Source organism: Alphaproteobacteria bacterium (assembly GCA_023898725.1).
GTDB lineage: Bacteria > Pseudomonadota > Alphaproteobacteria > JAUHZC01 > JAUHZC01.
Window position 1 is genome coordinate 13603 of the sequence record CP060236.1, and the last position, 23608, is coordinate 37210.

Below are 23608 nucleotides of genomic sequence, written 5' to 3' on the forward strand. Positions count from 1 at the left end.
GAAATGACCTTTAGTTCGCGGGAAAATCAAGGCCAAGATAATCATAATAGTCTCTTTTATCACGCCACTTCGGATCAACCTTCACATTCAGAAATAAATGAACTTCACAGCCTAAAAAATTTTTCAGTTCACGACGAATTATAAGACCTAATCCTTTGAGTTTTTCTCCTTTTGAGCCAATCACCATCTTTTTATGAGGCTCTCTACCAACAACAATATTTTGATGGATCGTAATATCACTCACAGTAGCAGTTTTTATCTTTTTTGTTCGTCGCACAAATTTTTCTGTTTGGACCATTAACTGATACGGAAGCTCTTGTCCTAATTGTTCTATCAAATATTTCCGGGTGATTTCCTCCGCCATAAGCTGTTCTGGCTGATCAGACAATTGATCCTCAGGATACATCCATGGTCCCTCTGGAATCATTTCAATCAAGGTTTTTTTAAGGTTCTCTACATTGTCTTCTTTGCGTGCGGAAACAGGAAAAACATGGGTTGCTTGATACGTATCAGCATAGTAGGCAATCAGAGGTAGAACATCCTGAGCTGTGTTCAATGCATCAATTTTATTCAGAACAATAGCAAAGGGGATTTTTGCATTCTGTACCCGCGTGATAAGGGTGTCTACCTCCGCCTTCGTATGTTTGAGAAGAGGAGTATCAACCACCACAAGCACACAATCAACGTCATAGATACTTGAAAGGGCCGCCTTAACCATTGCTTTTTCAAGGTTTTTTGTGGGATCAAAAATACCTGGTGTGTCAATAAAAACAAGTTGTGCCTTATCCACACAAATAATCCCTCGTATTTTATGGCGCGTGGTTTGAACGCGTCGTGTGGCAATACTGACCTTTGCACCCACAAGCGCATTGGTTAACGTTGATTTCCCTGCATTAGGAAGGCCAACAATCGCCACAAAACCACATTTGGTCTGATTATTCATAGTTTATCCTTAAATGTAGTAAAAAAATTCTGTGCAGCTGCTTGTTCTGCCTTACGTTTGGATGGGCCCACACCAGCAGCGGTTCCCAAACGATCAACCTGTGCGCGTACAGTAAAATTAGGCGCATGCGCCGGACCATCTGCTTTAATAATTTCATACACAGGAGGGGCATACCCCTGGGCCTGAACGGTCTCTTGAAGAGCTGTTTTGAAATCTTTCGGTATCAATAACGGTTCATTAAAGTAAGGTTTCCAATGACGCTCAACAAAACACTTCGCCGTATCAAGTCCCTGATCAAAATAAATAGCTGCAACAATGGCTTCGAGAGCATCCGAGAGAAGTGAGTCCTTATCACGTCCACCTGTGCTCTCTTCACCCGGAGCCATACGAATAAAATTTCCAAAGCCCAACGAACGGGCAATAGCTGCCAGTGTTTCAGAACGAACGAGTTGTGCATGACGGCGGGCAAGCGCACCCTCAGAGTCTGAGGGAAATTGCCTGTAAAGCAATTCAGCCATGGCAAGGCCAAGCACACGATCACCCACAAACTCAAGACGTTCGTAAGACACCATACTACTTGCCAAACTTGAGTGTGTAATTGCAGTACGCAACAAAGAAGTATCACGAAACGTGACCCCTAGAACAGCACAAAGGTTATGTAAAGTATCCGACAAAAGACCTACTTAATACGTTGAAAGAAACGCTCGGGACGAACCCCTTGAAACCACGTCCACGGCATAAACCATCCAAAAAAGGGGGGTTTTCCAAAGACTTTTTTGCTATAGAACATAAACTCCGGCTTGCCAATCAGGGCTTCTTCCGAAACGAAACCTACGACACCCATATGACGACTGTCTTTTGAACGATCACGATTATCACCCATCATAAAGTAATGACCCTCAGGAACATAGAACACATCAGTGTTATCGTAATATCCACGGCCAAAGGGCTCATGTTTTAAAATACGATGCTTCACCCCGTTGGGTAAGGTCTCCTCAAACTGAGCGACAACTGACGTAACACCTGTTTCATCTCGATAACGATAGTCTGGCAACCGCTTAAGGTCTACTGATTTACCATTAATATGCAAAACACCACCTATCATTTGTATTGCATCACCCGGTAAACCCACCAAACGCTTGATATAATCAGCATCATCGTCCTTTGCCACACGAAAGACGACAACTTCACCACGCGTAGGCGGTTTGTTAAAAAAACGGCCCTTAAATGAAAAGGCAGATAAAGGAACATTGGCTTTGCCATATCCATAATAAGCCCGTGACAGAACAATATAGTCCCCAACCTCAAGAGTCGGATACATAGATCCTGAAGGAATGATATGCGGTGAGAAAAAAAACGTACGAATAAGCAGTAAAACACTAAGGGTCTTAGCAAATCCAATCACTTGATTTGGTTGTTTTTGTATACTACTCACTGGCTAAGCCTTGTCATTCTTATATTGTTATATATTGGCACAAATTCCCCCGCGTTACCAGCATGATTCAGCCAATTTGACAGGGAAATCATGGTCTGTACCCATCAATCAAACATTAAAGCAACCTGTCGCCGCGAAAATCTTTGGGGCTCAATAAAAGATTCCGGTAGCCCCTGGGAAGCCCTCTCCCGGCACAGCAAACGGAATAGGGATTCCCCACGCAGTTACAAAAACCATCGTTCCTGTAACAACGCCCATAAAACTGTTTTTACTTCTTGGGCTTTGGTTTCAGGCGGACTATATGGGTGCTCATTGAAGGAACTTTGCCCCGGGTATTGCGCAAAACCTTATGCAATCCTTTCATCACATCGGCACGCAAGACTTCATTATCAAGGCGTCCATTCGTTGGCATGACCTTAAGAGATCCTCGAATTGTACGATCCAACTCCTTGATGAAACTCTTTTCAGCTTCAGGGGCACACACACCCACCAATGTTACCTGCGGATCGCTCATCAAGTTACCATCTTTGTTCACCACCAATGTGATGGCTATGTGACCGGCCTCTGATAAGTGATCGCGATCTTTAAAATGGCCTGCGTTATCCTGTACGAGCGTTACTCCATCAAGGATTAGGCGCCCACTATGAACGGTCTCAACGATTTCGGCTTGGTCACCACAAAGGCGAATTTTGGTTCCATTATGGGGAACAACTGCGTGGGGAATACCTTGATCAAGACCAAATTTCCCATGTGCCTCAAGATGTGCATCCTCACCATGAACAGGTATAAGTACTTTTGGGCGCACCCATGCGTACATATCTTTAAGATCCTCTTGCGCTGGGTGACCCGACACATGCGTTGACGCATTTTCAGATGTGTAAACTTGAATTCCGCGGGTTTTTAATAATCGCTCCAGAGCATGAATATCTTTCTCGTTTCCAGGAATAACCCGCGATGAAAACACCACTGTATCATCATCACGCAACCGGGCACGGGGGTGTTTACCAAGAGCCATCCTTTTCAAAGCAGCATTATTTTCACCCTGAGACCCCGTACACAAAATAAATGCTTCGGAAGGGTCAAGCCGTGCAGCCTCTCGTAAATCAACTACATGAGATTGTGCCTCAAGATAACCACATTTGCGACCAACCTCGTAGAAGCGATCCATAGAGCGACCTGCAAACGCAATTTTACGACCCAGATCCTTTGCCAGCGTCATAGCCGTTTGAAGGCGAGCCACATTGCTTGCAAAACATGCCATGATAATTCGCCCTGAGATATTCGTCATTAGCTTGCGCAGTTCATTACGCACCCATGCCTCGGACTCTGTCCGTCCCTCAACAAAAATATTCGTTGAGTCGCAAACAAGCGCCATCACTCCTTCATCACCGATTTCTTTGAGGCGATTCGTGTCAATATTGTTTCCCACCAAAGGATCGCTGTCAATTTTCCAATCACCTGTGTGCAAAACAGTTCCTGCAGGTGTGCGAATCGCAAGAGCTGTGGGTTCCGGAATAGAATGCGTCAGATCAATAAATTCAATATTAAAATCACCAATATCAATGCGTCCCTGAAGAGGAACAACGTGAACGGTTGCCGCTTTATCTAACCCTACCTCTTTGAGCTTACGATGAACAAGCTCCGCCGTAAAAGGAGTTGCATAAATAGGGCAACCTAGACGAGACCACAAATGGGGAATTGCACCGATATGATCCTCATGTCCATGGGTAACAACAAGTCCCTTAAGATCCTTAATCCGACTCTCGATGTAGCGAATATCAGGAGTCGCAATATCAGCACCTGGCTTTTCCACAAAGGTAATCCCCAAGTCCACCATGAGCCATTGGTTTTTGTAACCATAGAGATTCAGGTTCATCCCAATTTCGCCAGAGCCCCCCAAGGGCAAAAAATAAAGTTCAGAAGGTTTAGTCATAGAGTCCTTTCCTATAGTGCGTATGTACCATCATGCGTTCGTCATCTCCCCGAAGAATCTAAAGTCAAAAGTGAAAAAAACAGGTCACCAGATGCCGACACTATATACATCTTAAGAAAATCTTCAATCTTTTAATAAGTGTCTTTCCCTAAGACTTACGGCTGACAGAACTCCTCAACCCCCAAATACAAACACACACTATGATAGGATACCCCCCTCATCTGTTGCCTCTGTATAACAACTGCATGCCATTATACGAAGCACCATTGTCAGGGAATTTTAGGCAACCGCGCTAAGTCGAACGGTCTGTGAACCACCTCCGCAAGGAATAGATATCCAAAAACAACTAAACCTATAGCCATCACCACAACAAGAAGAGACGTTGAGCGCACCCGCTGAACGTTCAACCAATTTCCAGCATTGTTTGTTGGCGACTCAAAGTATATTTTCTTGATAATCACCAGGTAGTAGCCTAAACTCAAAAGCATGCCAGCATAAACAACACTCAAGGAACCCCATGAAGAAAGCTGAAGCATAACGCGCAAGGCCTCAATCTTGGCAAAAAATCCTATAAATGGAGGAAAGCCAGCCAGTGACAGCAAAAAAACGGTCATGAAAAAGCTCAAAAATGGCAGCGAATACGAAAGACCAACAAGATCTGAGAGCAATGCATATGAAACCTTATAACGCTGCAAAAAGGCAAGAATAATTAAAACACCACCAGTGGTAAGAGCATAGCTAATCACGTAAAAGAACGCACCCTGCACATGAATCGCCTGTGATAGCTTCCCAACCGACACAAGTGTACACATCATAAACCCCAGCTGTGTAACTGATGAGCTTGCTAAAAAACGCATGGATTTTCTCTGTGTCAGGGCACTAAGCCCCCCCCACACAATACTTTTTAGCGCAAGTACCAGCACAAAAGAGCCACCAAACAGACGCATATCGCCGCAACACACATCCAGAACCCGCACGAAAAAGGCCAAGAATGCAACCTTACTAACCCCCGCAAAAAGACTCACTACGGGTAGGGAGGCCGCTTCGTATACATCAAGCATCCAAAAATGCACCGGGGCTAATCCTATCCAAAACGCGAGAGCTGTGAAAACAAAAGCCATACCTAAAAAACCAACTGGCGGTGTATCCGTTATATTCATGAGCGCGAGCAATGAAAGATTTCCTTGCGCATACGCGAGAAAAGCACACCCCAGCAAAAAAATAGCCAAGGCAACGCCCGTTTGCACAAAATACTTTGTTGCTGCCTCAAAGCTTATTTTTTCATCATCACCATAGACTATTAGGCCATAATTACACAAAGATACCAAGGCAATGGCCATCCCAGCAATCGGGAGGTTATCAGTCATCGCGATTGTATAATAGCCAGCAAAAGCCACAGTCAAAAGTGTCATTACAAGACTGCGCGGAGCCCGTCGATTTTCAGTATGATAGAAAATAATAATAGTCAGAATAAAGAGAAGTTTCATAATCATATGGAAAATGAGCACCCCTCCATTCACCCACAAAACACCACCAAGCAGATGAGTCTCTTCCCCCCAATGGAGGGCTGCTGTATCAAGCAGCAAACTAATGCCATAAAAAATCACAAGCCCGAACACCAGCCTTTCTAGATTAGGACGCTTTAGTACCAGTGACCTCCCAAGAACCCACAGAGGAATCAGAAACATAAAAACGCTATCAATCAGTTTTGCATACAAAATCATAGAAGCACCTCTTCAATCATTGGCTGTGACGAAGGATTATCAAGGGGTCTTCCTATAGAAATCTGACGTGCAATAGGAACGATTGCCTCTAGTGCAGGTTGCGCATACCCCCGCAAATGTTCAGGAAAAATACCCAGCCACACAATTACTGCGACAAAACAGGCAAGGGTAAATTTCTCCTCCGGACCCAACACACAAAGACGTGCTGATTCAGGTACCCTGTATGGGCCAAAACCAAGGTGGGCTATTAACCGCAAACCATAGGCGCTAGAAAGAACAAGACCACTGACAGCCACCACCAACACACCGATGTTTCCAGAAGGGATACCCAAAAAAACCAGTATTTCTCCAATAAAGCCTGATGTTCCTGGAAGCCCAATCAGAGCAAATACAAATACACCCAAACACCCTATAAGCACTGGATTTTTTTCCCCCAGACCACTGACTTCTGTAAGATTACGTGTTCCAGTGACAGTGTGCAGTAATCCAAGACAGTAAAACAAGGCCGATGAAACGATCCCATGACTCACCATTTGGAAAAATGCACCCTGAAAGCCTAAGGACGTAAGACTAAAAATTCCAAGCGTAACAACCCCCATGTGGGCAACTGATGCATAGGCAATCATGCGCTTCATATCCGCTTGCACAAAAGCTGCGGCACTCGCGTACACGAGCGCCGCCACACTGAGGATACGAAAAACTTCGGCATAATGGGCTGTCATGTCCGGCATAAGATGGACCAAGCAACGCATCATACCATAAACACCAAACTTCAGAAGAATACCCGCGAGAATCATAGAAGCTGATGTTGGCGCCTCTACGTGGGCACGTGGCAACCAGGCATGGACGAAAAGCATGGGTGTTTTAATGGCAAAAGCTGCCATCATTCCCCACCAAACAAGGGGGTGGGGGGGGATGTTTTGCATACGCAAATGAAGTTCTGAAAAATCAAACGTTCCATAAGTCTTATAGATAATTAGCAAGCTGAAAAGGAATAAAAAAGAGCCAGCCGCTGTCACAAGTATAAACTTAAATGCCGCATCATAGCGCTTTTCACCACCCCATATGCCAATCATATAAAAAAGTGGGATTAAAACCATTTCAAACAAAATATAAAACATCAGCATATTTTGCACACACCAAAACCCCGTAACAATCGCTTGAGTCAGCAAAAGAGCCACAATATATTCCCGGTGACGTGTAGGTTTTATCCCATCCGAAATATGAATAATGAAAAACAAAAAACTCGATAAAATAAGCATTACAATCGAAAGTTGATCCACACCCAAAACAATTGTTATGTGTGAGAAATTCCCCATTGACCAAACTTCCCGTTGAGGGATGAATGTGGCTCCGGTCCATGACACACGAAGTAAAAACAAGGACATGATAAGTGTAGTAACAGAGGCAAATATTCCCACATGGCGACTATTTCGGTTCACAACGAAAAGATCATCTGCACGAATCAAAAGCGTGACGACAACACCCAAAAAAAGCATAAAAATAATAGATGTCAGTATAGGAATCTGTGCCACTATAGCACCTCTTTACGATAGTAGATCTGCCCCATCACAACGGCGCACAACAGCACCAACAACAGAACAAAAATATAACGTCGCACGTCGCCGTTATGAATTCTACGAACAAACAGGCTCAGTTGTGTGACATAGCATATAATCCTATCCAAGAACCTCCTGTGCGTCATCCCCTCATCATACAAATGATAAAATGTTCGCCCCAGAGATCTATATCCCCGAACAACATATCCATGAAGTTCACCAACATAACCATCACGGGAAAAGTACGTATGCACAGGCTTAACAAGTACATATAATAATCCTTGAAAAAAGGAACCCATAAGAAAAAATAGCGCGGTCCCTACCCCAGCAACGAGGGGGGCGATTTTCCCCCAAAAACAGAGACTCGTTGCATCAAAATTTTCAACAAAAACAGGGGGGCGGGCAAACAACCGCATGTGATCGTTCAGCATACCAGGGTATAAAAAGCCTCCAAGGCCTATAGCTAGCCCAGCAAGAACAATCATCGGAATACACATCGCCTTGCTTGGTTCCTTGATTCGCTGGGCAACAGCGTCTTTGACCCGCAATGAGCCAAAGAAAACACGAACAATAAGGCGAACGCCATACACTGCTGTGATTCCAGATGCACCAATAAATGCATAAGAATAGTATGTTTGGTGCATATAGTCATAGTGTGCAACAGCATTCAGCATGAGCATTTTGGAAAATGCCCCTGATAAGGGTGGAATCCCTATAAGAGCCAAAACCCCCACAAGCATGAGCGTAAAACTCAGCGGTATGCATTTCCACAGTCCTCCCATATTGCGAATATCCTGTTCACCGGAAAGGCTTTGGATAACGCTACCCGCAACAAGAAACAGAAGACTCTTAAAAAACGCATGCGTAAGCAAATGATAAAAGGATGCAACAGGACTTCCTAGACCAATAAGCATAAGCATAAGGCCAAGTTGACTGCAGGTAGAGTATGCAATAATACGCTTAATGTCGTGTGCTGTTATGGCAACGCACCCACCATAGAAAGCGGTTATTATTCCTAATGCCGGTAAAAAAACCCCAGATAAGGAGCTCTGCAGAAGGATATTTTCCATTCGCAATAAAAGGTACACACCCGCCGTGACCATAGTTGCCGAATGCAACAATGCAGAGACTGGTGTTGGCCCTTCCATGGCATCAGGAAGCCACGTGTGCAAAAAAAACTGCGCAGACTTTCCCGAAGCGGCCAAAATAAGCCCCAGCACAATTGCATCAAAAATTGACACACCACCGATATAACATTCGTGTGCCTTGAGAAAAGAAGGTTCTGGTACTGGTGCCACGAGAATTCCTGAAATCTCTTTGAAGTCAAGCGTCTGAAATGTTGCAAAAATTAACACCATGGCAATCACAAATCCCATATCGCCAATACGATTCATGATAAAGGCTTTTTGAGCCGCATTGGCGGCTCTCGGGCGTTCGTACCAGAATCCAATCAGCAAATATGACGCCAAGCCAACCCCTTCCCATCCCACGAACATGTTCAAAAGATTGCCACTGGTTACCAAAAGAACCATCATAACTGTGAAAAAACTGAGATATCCCATAAAGAGCGAAAGCCGTACATCTTTACGCATATACACAGCAGCATAAATATGCACACAGGTGGAAACAAACGTCACCAATACAGTCATCGCACCCACAAGAGGTGTTGCTGCAAAAGACCACCGACAGGCTGTGCCGCTCACAGAAAGCCACACAGCTCCCTCATATACATCACTCACACGGCCACCAAGGATGTTTTCCAGCATCACTCCGGCAAAAAATGCGGACAGCACCATCCCACCAACAGCGCCCCACGCATTCACAGAGGGCGTATACCGGCGCCCCAAAAACGCGCACCAGAGAAAACTTAACAGCGGAAATATAAGAACAGAAAAAATCATTATTCCCTCAAGTTCCTTAGCGTTAAGAACCCATCTTCATTGCGACTTTTAAAACAACCAAATACTAGCGCAAGACCCACTGCCACTTCCGCCCCCGAAAGACCCAGAACAAAAAGAGAAAACACGGGGATTTGGGCTGTTTGCCATATTAACCATCCGGATACCAGCATGAGTGAAACAGACAAAAACAAGAGCTCAATAGCAATCAATGTGCTGATAAAACTACCACGGCCGCGAAACAACCCAACAGCACCAAGAATAAAAACGCCCACAGAAGTAAGAATAATGATAGAGGCTATAGTCATTGTGGGCATCAGGAGACTCCGCTATGGGGTGGGATTTTTACCTTTCGTGGGCGCTGCGGTAAGAGGACGTCATTATCTGAAACATCTGGATTCTTTGCATAATCACCAAGCGTTGTAAGGCCAATCACAACCATCATTGCCACAAACAAAATCATTCCCATAAGTAACACGCCAAAGGCACTATTTTCATAAAGACTGTGAGCAAGTTCATACACAGTAAGCTCTGAAGTCAAAAAGAGATCTAACGGTGACACACGCAGAACTGCATACACACACACTCCTAACAAGGCCACAACACCCATAATGTGCCACCAACTCAACGCAGAAGATCTGCCCTGTTGGTGCGGAAACATCATAATCATAAAAATAAAAAGGATAGCAATTGCGCCTACGTAAACAATCATGAGAATAAGGCCTAAGACCTCAAGCCCCGTCATAATCATTAAAGCAGCGCTTGTAAAGAAACTGAGCACTAAACACAGCACGTTATAAATGGGGTTACGAAGCGCAATCGTTAGAAACGCAAACAGAAAGATACACCCACACGTCAGGAAAATTAACACACACAAACATCCCTTAATTAGGCTGATTATACCAAAATCATCAGGGAAAGCCAGACCTGTTCACAACGCCCCTAACGCTTTATCCAGGGATAGGTGAATATTTTGCATTCAAAGCCACATAATCAATTTTTCCAGATCCCAACAGTGGCAGCTCATCAACAATTTTTAAATCCCGAGGAATGTAAATTTCTCCATAACCACGTGCGCGAATAAAGGCGCCAAGTTCCCGTAAGGTGGCATCCTTGTACACCGTGATTGCAATAATTTGCTCGCCACGGACTGGGTCTGGACGCGCAACCACAGCACTCAATGTATCGGACCACAGCTTAGCCATTACTTCCTCAACAGCCGTAAGAGAAATCATTTCCCCCCCTACTTTTGCAAAACGCTTTGCACGCCCTTTAATTGACACAAACCCTTCGTTATCCACAGAGACAATATCTCCCGTATCATACCAACCATCTTTGGGAGGGATAATCTTTCCGGGATTACCAATAAGATAATACCCTAACATCACATTAGCACTTTTCACATGCAGGCGGCCTGCATTTTTTATTCCAGGAACTTTTTCAAGCGTATGAGCAATCCCAGGCAAAAACCGACCGACGGATCCCGGTTTGTTATGCATGGGGGTGTTAAACGTCAGCACAGGAGAGGTTTCTGTAGTCCCATATCCTTCCAAAACCCTTACGCCAAAACGCTCCGCATACGTACGGCGCACATCTTCATGCAGTTTTTCTGCACCTGCAAAAATATACCGCACACTATAAAAATCATAGGGATGCGCTTGCTGCGCGTACCCTGATAGAAATGTATTCGTCCCAAACATAACCGTTGCATCAATGTCATAAATAAGCTCAGGAATGATACGGTAATGAAGAGGAGATGAATACAAGAATGTCCGAATACCACACGAAAGTGGAAGCAACATTCCGGCAACAAGTCCGAATGAGTGAAATACTGGTAGTGCATTAAAAAAGCGATCAGCCGGGGTGAAATCAATACGTGACAGCATTTGCGCACGATTTGCATTAACATTCAAATGACTCAACACAACGCCCTTAGGAAAATTTTCCGAACCTGAAGTAAAAAGAATTACAGCAGGATCGTGAGGGTCAGCATCACCATCACTGAGCCAAGTTCCAATGCGGGGAAAGAAGCTTTTCATAAGACCGGTCAATTTATGACGAAGACTCATTTCTGCCGTAAGATCTTCAAGAAAATGGAGCACTAACCCAGCATCTGTAAGGGCACCAACAGTTGGCCCAAGCTTTGCTGCCTCAACAAATTTTCGCGATGTAATCACGTGGGTAATGTTTGAAATTTTACAGCAGGAAACAACAGTCCCTGGTCCCGCTGAAAAATTAAGCATCGCAGGTACCCGTGCAATTGCCTGAAGACCATAAAAAGTTGCAGCAGCTGGGATAACATTAGGCATTAAAATACCCACATTTTCACCGCACTTTGTGAAGGATCGAAAGACCTCGCCCAAAACAAAACTACTGCGGACCAACCGGCTATAACTGATAGGCTTACGGCTGGCATCTTCAAGTATTTTTTTATTTTTTCCAAAAAGACTTTGGGCATTTAGCACCCCGGTGAAAAGCGTGTGGTGAATATCTCGCGAAATATATACAACCTCACTCATGATGTCATATAACCGCATATTGATAAGCTCACGACGGGTTTTGGTATCGTAGTCGTGAGGGATATTTAATTCGACAGGTTCTTTAATAGTGATACGAATCTTCGGAAACCAACGTTGGGGCAAAACACCTTTCAGCATGGCAAAAGGGGTATACTGGAGGCCATTAAGGCTAACAGGAATGATGGCCGCCTGCGCATGATCGGCAATCATACCGGGACCCGTATAGACTTTCATCAATGCGCCTGTAAGCGTGAGTCGCCCCTCCGGAAAAATCACTAATTTTTTGCCATTCTTCACCTGTTGAATCAGGGTTTTAACAGTCATAGGATTGCTAGCGTCGATTAAGTAACAATCAGCCATGTCCAAAAACCAGGATATAATGGGATTCCGGGCAATAATAGTATTTACAGCAAAGATCAAAGAATCACCAAAATACACCCAAAAAATAATTCCATCCAAGTACGATTGGTGGTTTGACACAATAACGGCTCTGCTCTTAACATTCAGAAAATTTTCAAACCCCTCTATTTTTGTACGAAACAAAACATCAAAAAGAGAACGCAAAATTGATCGAATCAAAGCTTTGGGAAGCAGTTTCGTCGTGTAAGCTGCAATCACAAGGTTTAAAATAGCAAGCACAAAGTACACATCCACTGTTGAAAACCCAAGTGCCGCAAAGGCACCTGCCATTACTGCAGCCAGGATCATAAAGAGACCATTCATAATATTGTTAGCCGCAATAATACGAGACCGCTGACTGGGCAACGCTCGAGACTGGACAAATGCATACAGAGGAACGATAAATACACCACTGCACATAGAAACCAGCAACATATCAAGCAGTAGTCGCCATCCGTTAAACATACTCAGAAATGTCTCTAACGTTAGTAGCTCACTCGAAAGCAAAGGAATGTTATTTGCGGCCATCACCAAGTCAAAGCCAAACAGCGACATACCCAGGCATGCTAAGGGCACAAAGGTTTGATCAACGCGCCCCTTAACCAACCGATGACAAACCAAAGATCCTGCACCAATTCCCAAGGAACAGGTTGTCAGAAACAAGGTAAGCACATGTTCATTTCCCCCAATCACCCGCTGTGAAAATACGGTGAGCTGTGTCAACAAAATTGCCCCCACAAACCAAAACCAGGAAATACCCATCACAGCACGTAAAATCATCTTGCGTTGCCACAAAAAGCCCCATGCTTGACGTGTGTGTGCAAAAATATTGAATGACAGTTTTTCTGAAGGCTCAACTAACGAGGATTTTGGAACATACAATGAGGCTACATACCCAACAATCGCCACAGTAATCAACAATACCGATACAAGCGTTGTCCCCAAGGTACTAGTTGTAGATAGACCCGCCAGCACTGTTCCGACGACAATACCCACAAAAGTTCCCATCTCCACAAGCGCATTCCCACCAATAAGCTCAGACTCTCTTAAGTGATCGGGCAGAATACTAAACTTCACAGGACCAAAAAAGGTGCTATGAAGCCCAAACAAACACAAAACAAACACAAGCCCATTAATATTTTCAACCGCAAAAAAATAAGACGCCATTACGGCAAAAAGAATTTCCGCAAACTTGATCGCACGAATAATACGCGATTTCTCAACATGATCAGCTAGATACCCTGCAGTGGCCGAAAAGAACACGTATGGAACAACAAACGCACCGCCAATAATATTAACATATATCGTTGGATCAATACCTTGTTGAATCGCAAGTTTGTACGTCACAAGAATAGAAAGTGAATTCCGGATAATGTTATCGTTAAGTGCACCCAAAAACTGTACGACAAAAAGTGGTAAAAACCTTTTCGTACCAAGAAGTTTCCATTGAGAGGCCATCGTAATAGGTTGGCTAAATTTCGCACACCCTACCACCAAAAAAGAGACATGACAATAAACAGACCGGAAACACCGCCTGTGTACTTTTTTCTTGCGAGTCCCCAAGGTCTTCGCTATAACGTTTGTAAAATGGGCGTATAGCTCAGTGGGAGAGCACTACGTTGACATCGTAGGGGTCGCTGGTTCAATCCCAGCTACGCCCACCATTTTTTTCGTGACGCCACATGTGTTTTGAGCGACATTAAGATACCTTATTATCCTCACATTGCCAATGTTAGACAAATATTCAAAATCCCTTCCCATTACTGTAACCATCATTACCAGCAATGAAGAGGCCCGCATACAAGGAGCAATCCTTAGTGTGGTTGGGTGGGTTGATGAAATTCTTGTTATTGATTCTGGCAGCAATGATCGCACGTGTGAAATTGCCGAGAAGCTAGGCGCCAAGGTCATGATGAATCCGTGGACGGGGTATGGTCCACAGAAACGGTTTGCCGAAGATCACGCCACTAATCAATGGATTTTAAATATTGACGCTGATGAGCGCATTAGTTCTGCTCTGCAGGATGAAATAGTTTCTCTTTGGGAGCCAATCCCCGCTGCCGATGGGTATGCGCTCAATATCCATGACCGCATATACGGTACCCACTTTTTTGAAAAAACACCCTCATATGCACCTGTACGTCTTTACAATAAAGAAAAAGGCCGCTACAGCAACCATTCTATTCATGATAGAGTATCAATGGCTGTTGGCACAACAGTCACACATCTTCACCATCGCATATACCATGAGTCCATAAAATCACTGACACATCGCATTGATAAGCTCAACGCATATAGCACGATGCAAGCCGATGACCTGCATCAGCGTGGCCGACACATAACCAAATGGCGCTTGATAACCGAATTTTCGTTGAGTTTCTGGCAAAGCTACCTTCTTAAAGGGCGCTGGAAACTAGGAACCATCGGGTTCATTCATGCCATGAACTATGCATTCAGTCGCTATCTGCGGCTAGCAAAACTCTATGAAAAAACACATATGCATCAGAACACCTGATTATACAGCGTTTCCCATGCCATGAACCATAATACAAAACCTCACCGGCTCCTTAGTTATGTTCAATGTGTCGTTTATGAGGTGTATTGGTGGGTGCTGTTTTTTTGGCAAAAAACTCTGTCGCTCTACTGCGTGAGCGTGCGACGCAATTCCCAACCCGTAAGCCCAAAAGCAACAGCACCCAAAGCTGCAGCAGAAATAAAGAAAATAAATCCACCATTCCAGCCATACGTATCACTTATCCGACCCACAACAGCACCCGATAGCGCCGATCCTAACGATGCAAAGGCACCGACAAGGCCATTAGCAGTTCCTACAGCGTGCTTACTTGCAAAATCGGCGGAAGCAACCCCCGCTAAAATTTGAGGGCCATAAACAAAAAAACCTACACACGCAAGCGTCACCATATCCACATAATAGTAACCAGGAGGCGTTTGCCAAAAAGCAAGCATTGCAAGCATCAAAGCAACCATATACACGGTAGCAACAGGTCCTCGTTGTCCCTTAAAATAGGTATCTGAAAGCCACCCCGCCACTAGGCCACCCATCAATCCCGCCAACTCATAGCCCGCCGCTTGATGTCCTGCTTCCAACAAATTGACCCCTTTGAATTCTTTGAGAAACGTTGGTGCCCACTGCAAAACTCCCATTCGCACAATATACAAAAACATATTAGCAAAGCAGACATACCAGATCATTTTATTCGCAAAAACCATTTTCCAGATTTCTTTTTGATTGGGACGCTCTCCGGATTCACCATGGAATGTATTGGATGTAACATCAGAGTAATCATTTTTGTAGACTTCGACCGTCGGAAGATTCACTTCTGTAGGGTTATCCCGCAGACACGCAAGCAAATAAAAACTCACAGCAATCGCAAGAACACCAGGGACCAGAAAGGCTGATCGCCAGCCATAATTTTGCACTAAGTATGCACCCACAATCATAATAAAAGCTGCGCCCACTTGATGAGAGCAAGCACCCAGTGCCCACTTGATGCCGAGCTCCTTGCGGGCAAACCAATGGGTAAGCATCCGGGCAGAAGCAGGCCATCCCATTGACTGAAACCAACTGCTGATAAGTAAGCAACTAATAAGAAAAAATGTTCCTGTTGTGAGTGCAATCCCGACAGACATAAGTCCTGCCCCCAGAAGCCCTAAACCCATAAAATAGCGTGCGTTCGATCGGTCACTCCAGTACCCATTTACCACTTTTCCAACCCCATAAACGAGAGACCACCAAAAAAGCATGTCGCCAAGCTGGGCTTTGCTATATCCTTCTTCGACAAGACTTGGCATTGCAATGGCAAAGTTGGCACGCACGATATAGTATGTCGCATACCCAAAAACCACTGACGATAGTATGCGCAAGCGCCAAAAACGATAGATACGTAAGGTTTGTTTAGGTAAGGCCGAGGAAAAACCCTGGCTGCTTCGTGTACATCTGTTTTTTGTTTGTTTTATCGTCATCACGAAGAGAGTTGATTTCGGGCCATTATATCACCAGTTGTCTCTCTCGCAAGTCACTCTCACGGCATGTTCCATTTGATCGCTCTATTAAGACAAGAAAAATCTTGATTATGTTTATTTTTTTCTCCAAATTGAGGGATATTATAAAGCAAAATCAATGTTTTTTCCTCATCTGCGGCTCCGTCGCGCACGACAATCCCCTTGGATTCGTGAAATTTTACAAGAAGTTTCTTTGCGTCCTGCTGATCTTATCTATCCTATTTTTATTCGTGATGATCATATTGCACCAAGCATTCCTGGTCTGGGGGCCAATCGCCGCTATACCCTAAAGGAACTTCCCGCACTGATTCGAGAGGTGTCGTCTCTCGGGATAAAGGCTGTAGCACTGTTCCCCATGGTCGATAAAAGCAAGCGCGATGAAACAGGCTCATACGCCTGCAATCCCGAAGGTCTTATTCCCCAGGCAATAAGTATTATTAAAAAAACCACAGATCAGCTAGGCGTCATAACCGATGTAGCCCTTGATCCTTATACTTCCCACGGACAGGATGGTCTTGTGAAAAAGGGTGAAATTCTCAACGATGAAACAGTAGCGGCTCTGCAGCAAATGAGCATTGTCCTTGCACAAGCTGGCAGCGACATTGTTGCACCTTCGGATATGATGGATGGGCGCATTGGTGCCATTCGTGAAGCTCTTGACAGTAAAAAATTTTCCAACACCATGATTCTTGCCTACACGGCCAAATATGCATCATCGCTTTATGGGCCATTTCGTGAAGCTGTGGGATCCAAGGGATGCCTGGGGGTCGCTGATAAAAAAACCTACCAGATGTCCCCTGACCGTAGGAAGGAGGCTTTACTTGAGGCCAACCAAGACGCACGCGAAGGCGCTGACTTTCTCATGGTAAAGCCGGCTACGCTTTACCAAGACATCATACAGAACCTGACACTAACACAAAAACTGCCTGTATTTGGTTATCACGTAAGTGGGGAATATGCGATGCTTATCAGCGCGCATGAGGCAGGATTTTTAGACTTTGGTGCTGCTCTTATAGAAACACTCACATCCATCAAACGCGCAGGAGCACAAGCTATTCTGACGTATGGCGCATGTGAAGCCGCTCGTATTCTTAATACATAAAACGGGAGTGTTGCTTTTTTGTCACTCTCAGTGAGTAGGAATTTTTTACTTAGTAGCTATTTTTATTGACTGTAAATGTTTTTAGTCGTAGTTTTCACTCGATGTTTAACAATAAATTATAGGTTACAAATTATGAAAAAGTTACTATCTATTGCTCTATTGGCAACTCTTCCCGTTGCTGCGAACACCTTTCACGGGGCGTATGCGGGTATCAACGCTGGTATGACACAGCGTTCACAAAAACTTATCCAAGATGATGCAGAGCTATCTCTTTCCAAGGCATCCCCTTCTTTTGGTGCTCAAGTTGGATATGGTCACACACTTGACAACAAAATGTATCTTGGTGCAGAACTTGATTTTGGATTTGCTCCGTCCAAGTCTAAAAAGACTTCCAAAGGGACTTTGGGTGCAGCAACAATAGTGGGAGCTGCAAGTTCTAAAATGGGTTACAAGGCAGCTATCTCCGCTCGTGCTGGTTATAACTTTGGTTGCACAATTGGTTACGTAGGTGCTTTCGTTGGTATGGAAAATTACAAAGTTAAGGCTTCATCAGAAATCACCCTTGGTAACGTAGTTCGAAAGGAATTAATCTCCAAGAATGTGACAACATTTGCATATGGTCCTCTTCTTGGTGTTGCCTATTCTGTTAGCGACACACTTTCTGTTGGTCTTGAAGGGCGCTACAGCATCGAAGGTAGAAAAAAATACAAAAAAGACGCAATCACAATCAAGACAAAGGGCTATGATGCTGCTGTTCGCTTGAACTACGCATTCTAATACTACCTTTATTTATGTATTGCAGAGGGGCTGGAGAAATCCAGCCTCTTTTTTATTTACACACACACATATAATAAAGTGCATCGTCGGAACTGTTTGGTATGCCCCACAATTGTTGAGAAAACTCCATACCAAATCTGTGTCACGGAAAAACGGAAAATAGGATGATAGACGATAGGAAAGTATAATAGATTTTTACAAAAATACGGCTGAGAATTTCTGTAAAAAGAGCATTTTTAGGACTCCTTTGCACCTTAACATTTCTGTCTAATTCCCTCCTGTTAATCGTGTCACAGGCCCTACAAAAAAGTATTCGAAGACTCTGTCTGAGGGCTTGCGTCTAAAATCTTACCTTTCCCTCGCGTGGATGAAGAAATACACGCACTGCCACGTACAGATCCTGCTAAGAATAGGAACCCGCGAAGCGAATCGTAACGCACGCAAGCTGTGATATCTTCGCAACTGTCCCGTGGGAACGATATCCAAAGGTTTGATATTAAACCCATTTAGGGAAAAAACATGTTAGATTTTCCAAAGAATAATTTTTGGGAATTTCTATGAAAAAAATATTTTTAGTAACTTTTTGCGCTTTTACATCACTCTCGGCAGAGGTTTTTAACGGCACATACTCCGGTGTTAATTTCGGGTATTTGCATACAAAAACTAAGGTTGGAACATCCCTTATAAATACAGGCGTCCGCAACACAAAATCATTTGCATCAAAGCAATTAACCGCCGGCCTTCAAGCGGGATATATTTCTACATTTAGTAACAAAATGTTACTTGCTGGTGAAATGAATGTAAACGTTGATTTTATGGGCAGTAAAAACCACAGTTGGGTTTATAAATCAGGAAACAATTCTGTCAGCACCCACGTTAAGGCACACCGTAAATATGAAATTGGTTTTTCCGGCAAAGCTGGTTACAATTTTGATAATTTTATTATTTATACAGGGCCTTTCTTGAGTTTTGCAAAAATGGGCCTCCGTTATAGTGACTCTGCAGGAGTAACAAAAGGAGATAGCCTAAAAATTTCTTATGGGCCGCTGGTTGGTGCCGATTACAAGGTAACAAGTAGGTTGACCGCTGGACTTGAGTTTCGCTATGGACTTACAAACAAAACCAAGAAAAACACTAAAGGTGGTACCTCTTCCCAAACAATATTTGAGCCACGGACATTCGACACCCGTGTGCGTATAAACTTTGCATTCTAAGTAAAAAAATAATTGCTTAAATATGTGCTTAGGTCTATGTAAAAGCCCCCTTTTGGGGGTTTTTACATAGACGCACGGCAAAAAAATTATTTTTTGTTATTAATATGATTGAGAATACTCAGAAGGTTTTTATCACGAACTCCACGTGATGAACCAAACTCAAAGGCAAAAGCATCCTTCAGGCACGCGCCAAATATCCCTGAAACAGTGGAGATGATCCCTATTGCTTCACCAGGAAGACAATCACGATACAATCCAAGTGTAAGCAAACAGGTGACAAGCCCCAGAACTGCCAGAAGAATCATCACATCTGCACGCTTATTCTTTTGGCCTGATGCAATAATCTCAGCATCGCGGTCCCTGGCATGGCGGCGATCCTCAATTTCAGCTGAGAGCGTGTCACGTTCAAGATGAAGAATTTCCCGATGAAACTCCAGAAGAAGTTCCGGTTTCTCTTTCAACGTTGCAACCATACTTTCAAAATCATGCTTTCCAGATATTTGACACGCCACGTCCACAATTTTATTAAGAATCTGGGGAGCCGACTTTGTGCCTTCACTTTTTTGCACAAGGGTAAAAATTCCCGGGACAAGCTCTGAAAGCTTCAACAAATGGGAAAAATTGAGAGCAGCCATTTTATCCTCCTAGAGTACGCGTTCATGGGTCAATGCATTCATCCACCCTGTTGGTGTTCCATAACTCATAATCAACGTATCAGTCTCTTCGAGCGCGATAAAAATGAGAGCCCCCATACGAGAGTCAGGAAGATTGCTTAAGGGGAAGATCGGTAGTGTTGGCAGTGAAAAACCACGAGCAAGATTTTCTGAGCGTTCCTGCTCACTTTGTGTAGGGGGTTCATCATCCGTGGTCGTATGGCGCGGTTGTTTCAAAACAGAAAAAGGGTCGTTTTTCTGAGCCATGAGGAGCCAATTCTCCCGCTCATGATCCCATATCTCTGCTGTATGCGTTACCAAACATATATAATTATCACCATTTTGATGCACGATATCCCCGTATACAAAAACTGTTGAGGGGCACCACGATCCTCGAGAAGAAAATCGTGGGAGGGGTATTTCCACGCGATACAACACTGTATCGGCATCATCCTTAAACACAAGATCACTTCCCTCACGTACCACCTGAGTAACTCTCTTTATCTGGCTGATAGCTTCCTGTTGGTCCACTAGTTGTGCATTGAGATAGCGAAAATTCCCATCGATCTCCTCAATACTCAACGGAGATCCTTTTTCATTTCTGTATATAATTGGCATAGAAAAATCCTTTTTTTGATTTATATAACAAACTCAACATTCAAAATTCCCTCTGATCGATTCACGCATGTGTAGTCCTGAGATACGTAAGACCCCACGAATATCTCTCCCACATACACCGGAAGACGAACAATGCCCTGACGGATATCGGCGCCGAGTGCTTGGCATGCATGCAGGGGGAGTTTTTGAGAAAAGTGAATCTCTTTTCCCGACAAAAACCCTCCCCTTTCAGGATTAATACCCCGCGACTGCCAGAATGCCGCATGTGAGAGAAGAATTTTTGTAGTCCCAGGCCTAATTTGCACCTGCGCAAAGTAGGCCTGAATCTCCTCAGGATCTATGCCTGAGACAAAACGACCTCCGTAAGGAATAAGATCAACACACGCTTTCCAACCTGTCTGATGCCCATCAATCGGGATAATTCCTGTAACTCCCTGAATCACTTTAATTTGACGGGCATAAACTCCCGTTTCAAGCACTGGAAATCGTTTTGTATAAAGAATATCGCCAGGCTTGATCTTTTCCTCTAGCACACAGGCATTCACACGATCCGTATACTTCATCGCAACCGATTCACAAACGAGCTGTACACCATCATAGCCCAGTGATTCATAAATAACGCCCATTCCAGGATCAAGCAGTGACCGATCATACAGGGATACTGACACGCTATTTCCTGTTTGGATATCATCTGTGCGAACCTGAACATTACGCCCTGCTTTCACTCCGATCATCCGAACGGTAACGGTAATGCGGCTTGGAAATACACGAGATAATTTTTGAGGACTATCAGTACCTATACAAATAGATTTTGTACGATATAGGGGATGCTCTTCTTGTTCTTTCCATGAGAATGGTGTTTTGAGGTTGCGAATAAGCCTCCTGAGAGAAGACATTATGAAGACCCTCCACGCAAATGAAGAAGGTTAATATTAGCTGGTGCCGACCATCCGCTACCAAACTCTGCTCTATGTGTTTTGTGTAGGTGTCGGATACCGGATGATTCACACATCTGTGCATTGACCGCAATGTATGTAGAAGGAATAGATACCTCATGCAGGGCACGTCTATGCATACGAACTTCTTTATGAAGATGGGTCAATTGTTCTTCAGCTGTGTTGTGGATGAGAATGCTCGATACCCCAAGATTCTCTTTGTCTAATCTTTCCTCATAATCATCCAAGTCTTCACCCTTCACATAGAGAAGATCTGGCATATCTTCTGGTGTGGAAACACAAAATGACCCAACATATTCTTCTGTTTCAGCCCCATATTGGTTCTTCTCAGCAACACAGGGGGTAATTTGTGATAGTACGCCAATAGCAGACATAGCTGTTATATCAACAAATTGCTCATTTCGATCAATTACAATGCGCACTTGCGTTACTTTTCCATACAGCGAGGATGATCTTTCCTGTGATGAATTCCATGTGATTGCATCCAACGTAGACACATCAATACCGTGCGCCAGTGGCACACGAAAATGCGATGCAATACCCCGTGCACTATTGGCGAGATACCCTCGTGCAAGCTGTGCCATATGTCGCAACACACGCTGAGCTGCGTCATGAATAAAACAACTTTTCCGCTGTGCTTGTCTTTTTTCGAGTGTTTCCCGATCAAGCTTGCACCACCTGTCCAACGCTAGGGGTAAATCAATTGCTGAGCGATGAGCACTCACGCACAGATAATAACCCCCTTGATGCGAGACAATAGACCCCACATCATAGAATGTACCTGTCTCCCATGGTACGCGTGATTCATGCAAAGAAATGACCCCGAGGTCAACAGTAAGATCTTTGACCAGGTCATAGTCCTGCTTACCTTGGTAATCATGTGTCAAGACTGCCTCAAAAACCTCATGAACCAGAACAGTTGTTTCATCCGCAACCGTCAGCACTGGTCGAAAACAATAGACAGAAACTGGGGCATTTGTGAACGATTCCTGGTGATGATTATGAAGAGGCAAAAGCTGTATTTCTGGTTTAGCACCTTCCTCAAGGTGCGAGGATACAACACGCAATGACGTGCCAGAAAGTGTTGTTCCCTCACGAGGCCATTGTTGCTTCAGTCTATCCGGTGTTATGGTTCGCAACATGCGATCACCACCCATATGTGCACCAAGATCAATCGTATGAACCACCTTTTTTTTCCAGCGACACAGAACACGCAAATTAACAGCCTTAAGTGGTTTATGAGAAACATGCATTTGTTTGAATGAAACGGTGTTAAAATCTGTCAGCGCATGCACCGTTCTTCCTGTAAATATATGTGAAAGCGTGAACTTACCCGTTGTACGATCCCACCCCGGCGTCATAAGCTGAGAATTAAGAAAATTTCCTACATGTGTTTCATCCAAGGCATAAAGATCACTACACCAGGCCCCATCTTTACGAAGATCTTCCCCCACAAGCCCCATTAAAGAGGAATTGTCGGGGTGATCACTAACAGCCTCAATGTCACAAATTTTTTCACCGTGGGAGTGCATAAATTTTGTCACACGTCCCGTAAAGAGTGTTTTTTTGCCCTGCACAGTAATCCACGACAAAAGAATACCGGAGTTTTGATCGTCATAAGGAATGCGTAGTCGCACGCGTGGGCGCGTGGCCTCACGTTCTCTAATCTCACACCAAAACACAGGGCCGCTGTGGATGCTCGCATCACCGAGCTCTGCAAAAATGTGACTGAATGTGTATGTAAGCATGAAAATATCTATTGTTTTGGTTATCGGTTCGTGTACTATCGGATGACTTTAATGGAATTACGTCATTTCAACGGCATCACATAAAACAGGTTATTTGGTCGGTGTTT

The 23608-nt window shown here is 44.1% G+C and carries 19 protein-coding genes and 1 tRNA gene; 5 read left to right on the forward strand and 15 right to left on the reverse strand.

Going from position 1 to position 23608, the window contains the following annotated elements:
- Window positions 1–10 precede the first annotated feature (10 nt).
- The 10 genes from era to H6849_00110 all read right to left on the reverse strand — a co-directional run bounded on the left by era (window position 11) and on the right by H6849_00110 (window position 13868).
- On the reverse strand, window positions 11–943 hold the full coding sequence (gene era, locus H6849_00065; GenBank protein USO01453.1) for a GTPase Era: 933 nt from the start codon (window positions 941–943) through the stop codon (window positions 11–13).
- Window positions 940–1617 (reverse strand): ribonuclease III, encoded by a 678-nt coding sequence (gene rnc / locus H6849_00070; GenBank protein ID USO01454.1) that lies wholly within the window; start codon window positions 1615–1617, stop codon window positions 940–942. The genes era and rnc overlap by 4 nt, the downstream gene beginning before the upstream one ends.
- Before the next feature lie 5 nt (window positions 1618–1622).
- A complete protein-coding gene (gene lepB, locus H6849_00075; protein USO01455.1) occupies window positions 1623–2378 on the reverse strand; it encodes a signal peptidase I in 756 nt (251 codons plus the stop codon).
- A 268-nt stretch (window positions 2379–2646) separates the two neighbouring features.
- Window positions 2647–4311, reverse strand: coding sequence for a ribonuclease J (locus H6849_00080; protein ID USO01456.1), 1665 nt, complete (start codon window positions 4309–4311; stop codon window positions 2647–2649).
- 269 nt (window positions 4312–4580) lie between these two features.
- Window positions 4581–6035, reverse strand: a complete 1455-nt coding sequence (locus H6849_00085; GenBank protein ID USO01457.1) for a hypothetical protein — start codon at window positions 6033–6035, stop codon at window positions 4581–4583.
- On the reverse strand, window positions 6032–7570 hold the full coding sequence (locus H6849_00090) for an NADH-quinone oxidoreductase subunit M (protein ID USO01458.1): 1539 nt from the start codon (window positions 7568–7570) through the stop codon (window positions 6032–6034). The genes H6849_00085 and H6849_00090 overlap by 4 nt, the downstream gene beginning before the upstream one ends.
- Window positions 7570–9495 (reverse strand): NADH-quinone oxidoreductase subunit L, encoded by a 1926-nt coding sequence (locus H6849_00095; protein ID USO01459.1) that lies wholly within the window; start codon window positions 9493–9495, stop codon window positions 7570–7572. Before H6849_00095 ends, H6849_00090 begins: the two co-directional genes overlap by 1 nt.
- On the reverse strand, window positions 9495–9809 hold the full coding sequence (locus H6849_00100) for an NADH-quinone oxidoreductase subunit K (protein USO01460.1): 315 nt from the start codon (window positions 9807–9809) through the stop codon (window positions 9495–9497). The genes H6849_00095 and H6849_00100 overlap by 1 nt, the downstream gene beginning before the upstream one ends.
- Window positions 9809–10363: an NADH-quinone oxidoreductase subunit J gene (locus H6849_00105; GenBank protein USO01461.1), complete on the reverse strand. Its 555-nt coding sequence runs from the start codon at window positions 10361–10363 to the stop codon at window positions 9809–9811. Before H6849_00105 ends, H6849_00100 begins: the two co-directional genes overlap by 1 nt.
- Window positions 10364–10442: 79 nt before the next feature.
- Window positions 10443–13868 carry an acyl-[ACP]--phospholipid O-acyltransferase gene (locus H6849_00110; protein USO01879.1) on the reverse strand — a complete coding sequence of 1142 codons (3426 nt, stop codon included), beginning with the start codon at window positions 13866–13868 and terminating at the stop codon, window positions 10443–10445.
- Window positions 13869–13999: 131 nt separating this feature from the next.
- Between H6849_00110 and H6849_00115 the strand changes: the two genes are divergently transcribed.
- Both H6849_00115 and H6849_00120 read left to right on the forward strand, forming a co-directional pair.
- Window positions 14000–14074: transfer RNA gene (locus H6849_00115), tRNA-Val, on the forward strand.
- A gap of 65 nt (window positions 14075–14139) precedes the next feature.
- The gene (locus H6849_00120) at window positions 14140–14925 is read left to right on the forward strand and encodes a glycosyltransferase family 2 protein (protein ID USO01462.1); all 786 of its coding nucleotides are present in this window, start codon (window positions 14140–14142) and stop codon (window positions 14923–14925) included.
- A gap of 125 nt (window positions 14926–15050) precedes the next feature.
- Here H6849_00120 and H6849_00125 read toward each other — a convergent pair whose 3' ends face one another.
- The gene (locus H6849_00125) at window positions 15051–16394 is read right to left on the reverse strand and encodes an MFS transporter (protein USO01463.1); all 1344 of its coding nucleotides are present in this window, start codon (window positions 16392–16394) and stop codon (window positions 15051–15053) included.
- Between the two features lie 157 nt (window positions 16395–16551).
- On the opposite strand from H6849_00125, the gene hemB reads away from it, so the two are divergent.
- The 3 genes from hemB (at window position 16552) to H6849_00140 (ending at window position 19526) form a co-directional block, all read left to right on the forward strand.
- Window positions 16552–17535 carry a porphobilinogen synthase gene (gene hemB / locus H6849_00130; GenBank protein USO01464.1) on the forward strand — a complete coding sequence of 328 codons (984 nt, stop codon included), beginning with the start codon at window positions 16552–16554 and terminating at the stop codon, window positions 17533–17535.
- Between the two features lie 132 nt (window positions 17536–17667).
- The gene (locus tag H6849_00135) at window positions 17668–18312 is read left to right on the forward strand and encodes a porin family protein (GenBank protein USO01465.1); all 645 of its coding nucleotides are present in this window, start codon (window positions 17668–17670) and stop codon (window positions 18310–18312) included.
- Window positions 18313–18869: 557 nt separating this feature from the next.
- Window positions 18870–19526 (forward strand): porin family protein, encoded by a 657-nt coding sequence (locus H6849_00140; GenBank protein ID USO01466.1) that lies wholly within the window; start codon window positions 18870–18872, stop codon window positions 19524–19526.
- A gap of 86 nt (window positions 19527–19612) precedes the next feature.
- Here the strand turns inward: H6849_00140 and H6849_00145 are convergent, their stop codons facing one another.
- Genes H6849_00145 through H6849_00160 form a run of 4 tightly spaced genes read right to left on the reverse strand, consistent with a single transcriptional unit; the run spans window position 19613 to window position 23501 of the window.
- Entirely contained in the window at window positions 19613–20161 is a 549-nt protein-coding gene (locus H6849_00145; GenBank protein ID USO01467.1) for a hypothetical protein, read from the reverse strand.
- Between the two features lie 9 nt (window positions 20162–20170).
- A complete protein-coding gene (locus H6849_00150; GenBank protein USO01468.1) occupies window positions 20171–20797 on the reverse strand; it encodes a hypothetical protein in 627 nt (208 codons plus the stop codon).
- A 20-nt stretch (window positions 20798–20817) separates the two neighbouring features.
- The gene (locus tag H6849_00155; GenBank protein USO01469.1) at window positions 20818–21693 is read right to left on the reverse strand and encodes a hypothetical protein; all 876 of its coding nucleotides are present in this window, start codon (window positions 21691–21693) and stop codon (window positions 20818–20820) included.
- The gene (locus H6849_00160; protein USO01470.1) at window positions 21693–23501 is read right to left on the reverse strand and encodes a hypothetical protein; all 1809 of its coding nucleotides are present in this window, start codon (window positions 23499–23501) and stop codon (window positions 21693–21695) included. Before H6849_00160 ends, H6849_00155 begins: the two co-directional genes overlap by 1 nt.
- Window positions 23502–23608: the final 107 nt, after the last annotated feature.

What these genes read in the sequence shown, in the direction of transcription:
- era (USO01453.1), bottom strand. Translation starts at nt 943, where the DNA reads ATGAATAATCAGACCAAATGTGGTTTTGTGGCGATTGTTGGCCTTCCT.
- H6849_00080 (USO01456.1), bottom strand. Translation starts at nt 4,311, where the DNA reads ATGACTAAACCTTCTGAACTTTATTTTTTGCCCTTGGGGGGCTCTGGC.
- H6849_00085 (USO01457.1), bottom strand. Translation starts at nt 6,035, where the DNA reads ATGATTTTGTATGCAAAACTGATTGATAGCGTTTTTATGTTTCTGATT.
- H6849_00095 (USO01459.1), bottom strand. Translation starts at nt 9,495, where the DNA reads ATGATTTTTTCTGTTCTTATATTTCCGCTGTTAAGTTTTCTCTGGTGC.
- H6849_00100 (USO01460.1), bottom strand. Translation starts at nt 9,809, where the DNA reads ATGCCCACAATGACTATAGCCTCTATCATTATTCTTACTTCTGTGGGC.
- H6849_00110 (USO01879.1), bottom strand. Translation starts at nt 13,868, where the DNA reads ATGGCCTCTCAATGGAAACTTCTTGGTACGAAAAGGTTTTTACCACTT.
- H6849_00120 (USO01462.1), top strand. Translation starts at nt 14,140, where the DNA reads ATGTTAGACAAATATTCAAAATCCCTTCCCATTACTGTAACCATCATT.
- H6849_00125 (USO01463.1), bottom strand. Translation starts at nt 16,394, where the DNA reads ATGACGATAAAACAAACAAAAAACAGATGTACACGAAGCAGCCAGGGT.
- hemB (USO01464.1), top strand. Translation starts at nt 16,552, where the DNA reads ATGTTTTTTCCTCATCTGCGGCTCCGTCGCGCACGACAATCCCCTTGG.
- H6849_00135 (USO01465.1), top strand. Translation starts at nt 17,668, where the DNA reads ATGAAAAAGTTACTATCTATTGCTCTATTGGCAACTCTTCCCGTTGCT.
- H6849_00140 (USO01466.1), top strand. Translation starts at nt 18,870, where the DNA reads ATGAAAAAAATATTTTTAGTAACTTTTTGCGCTTTTACATCACTCTCG.
- H6849_00145 (USO01467.1), bottom strand. Translation starts at nt 20,161, where the DNA reads ATGGCTGCTCTCAATTTTTCCCATTTGTTGAAGCTTTCAGAGCTTGTC.
- H6849_00150 (USO01468.1), bottom strand. Translation starts at nt 20,797, where the DNA reads ATGCCAATTATATACAGAAATGAAAAAGGATCTCCGTTGAGTATTGAG.
- H6849_00155 (USO01469.1), bottom strand. Translation starts at nt 21,693, where the DNA reads ATGTCTTCTCTCAGGAGGCTTATTCGCAACCTCAAAACACCATTCTCA.
- H6849_00160 (USO01470.1), bottom strand. Translation starts at nt 23,501, where the DNA reads ATGCTTACATACACATTCAGTCACATTTTTGCAGAGCTCGGTGATGCG.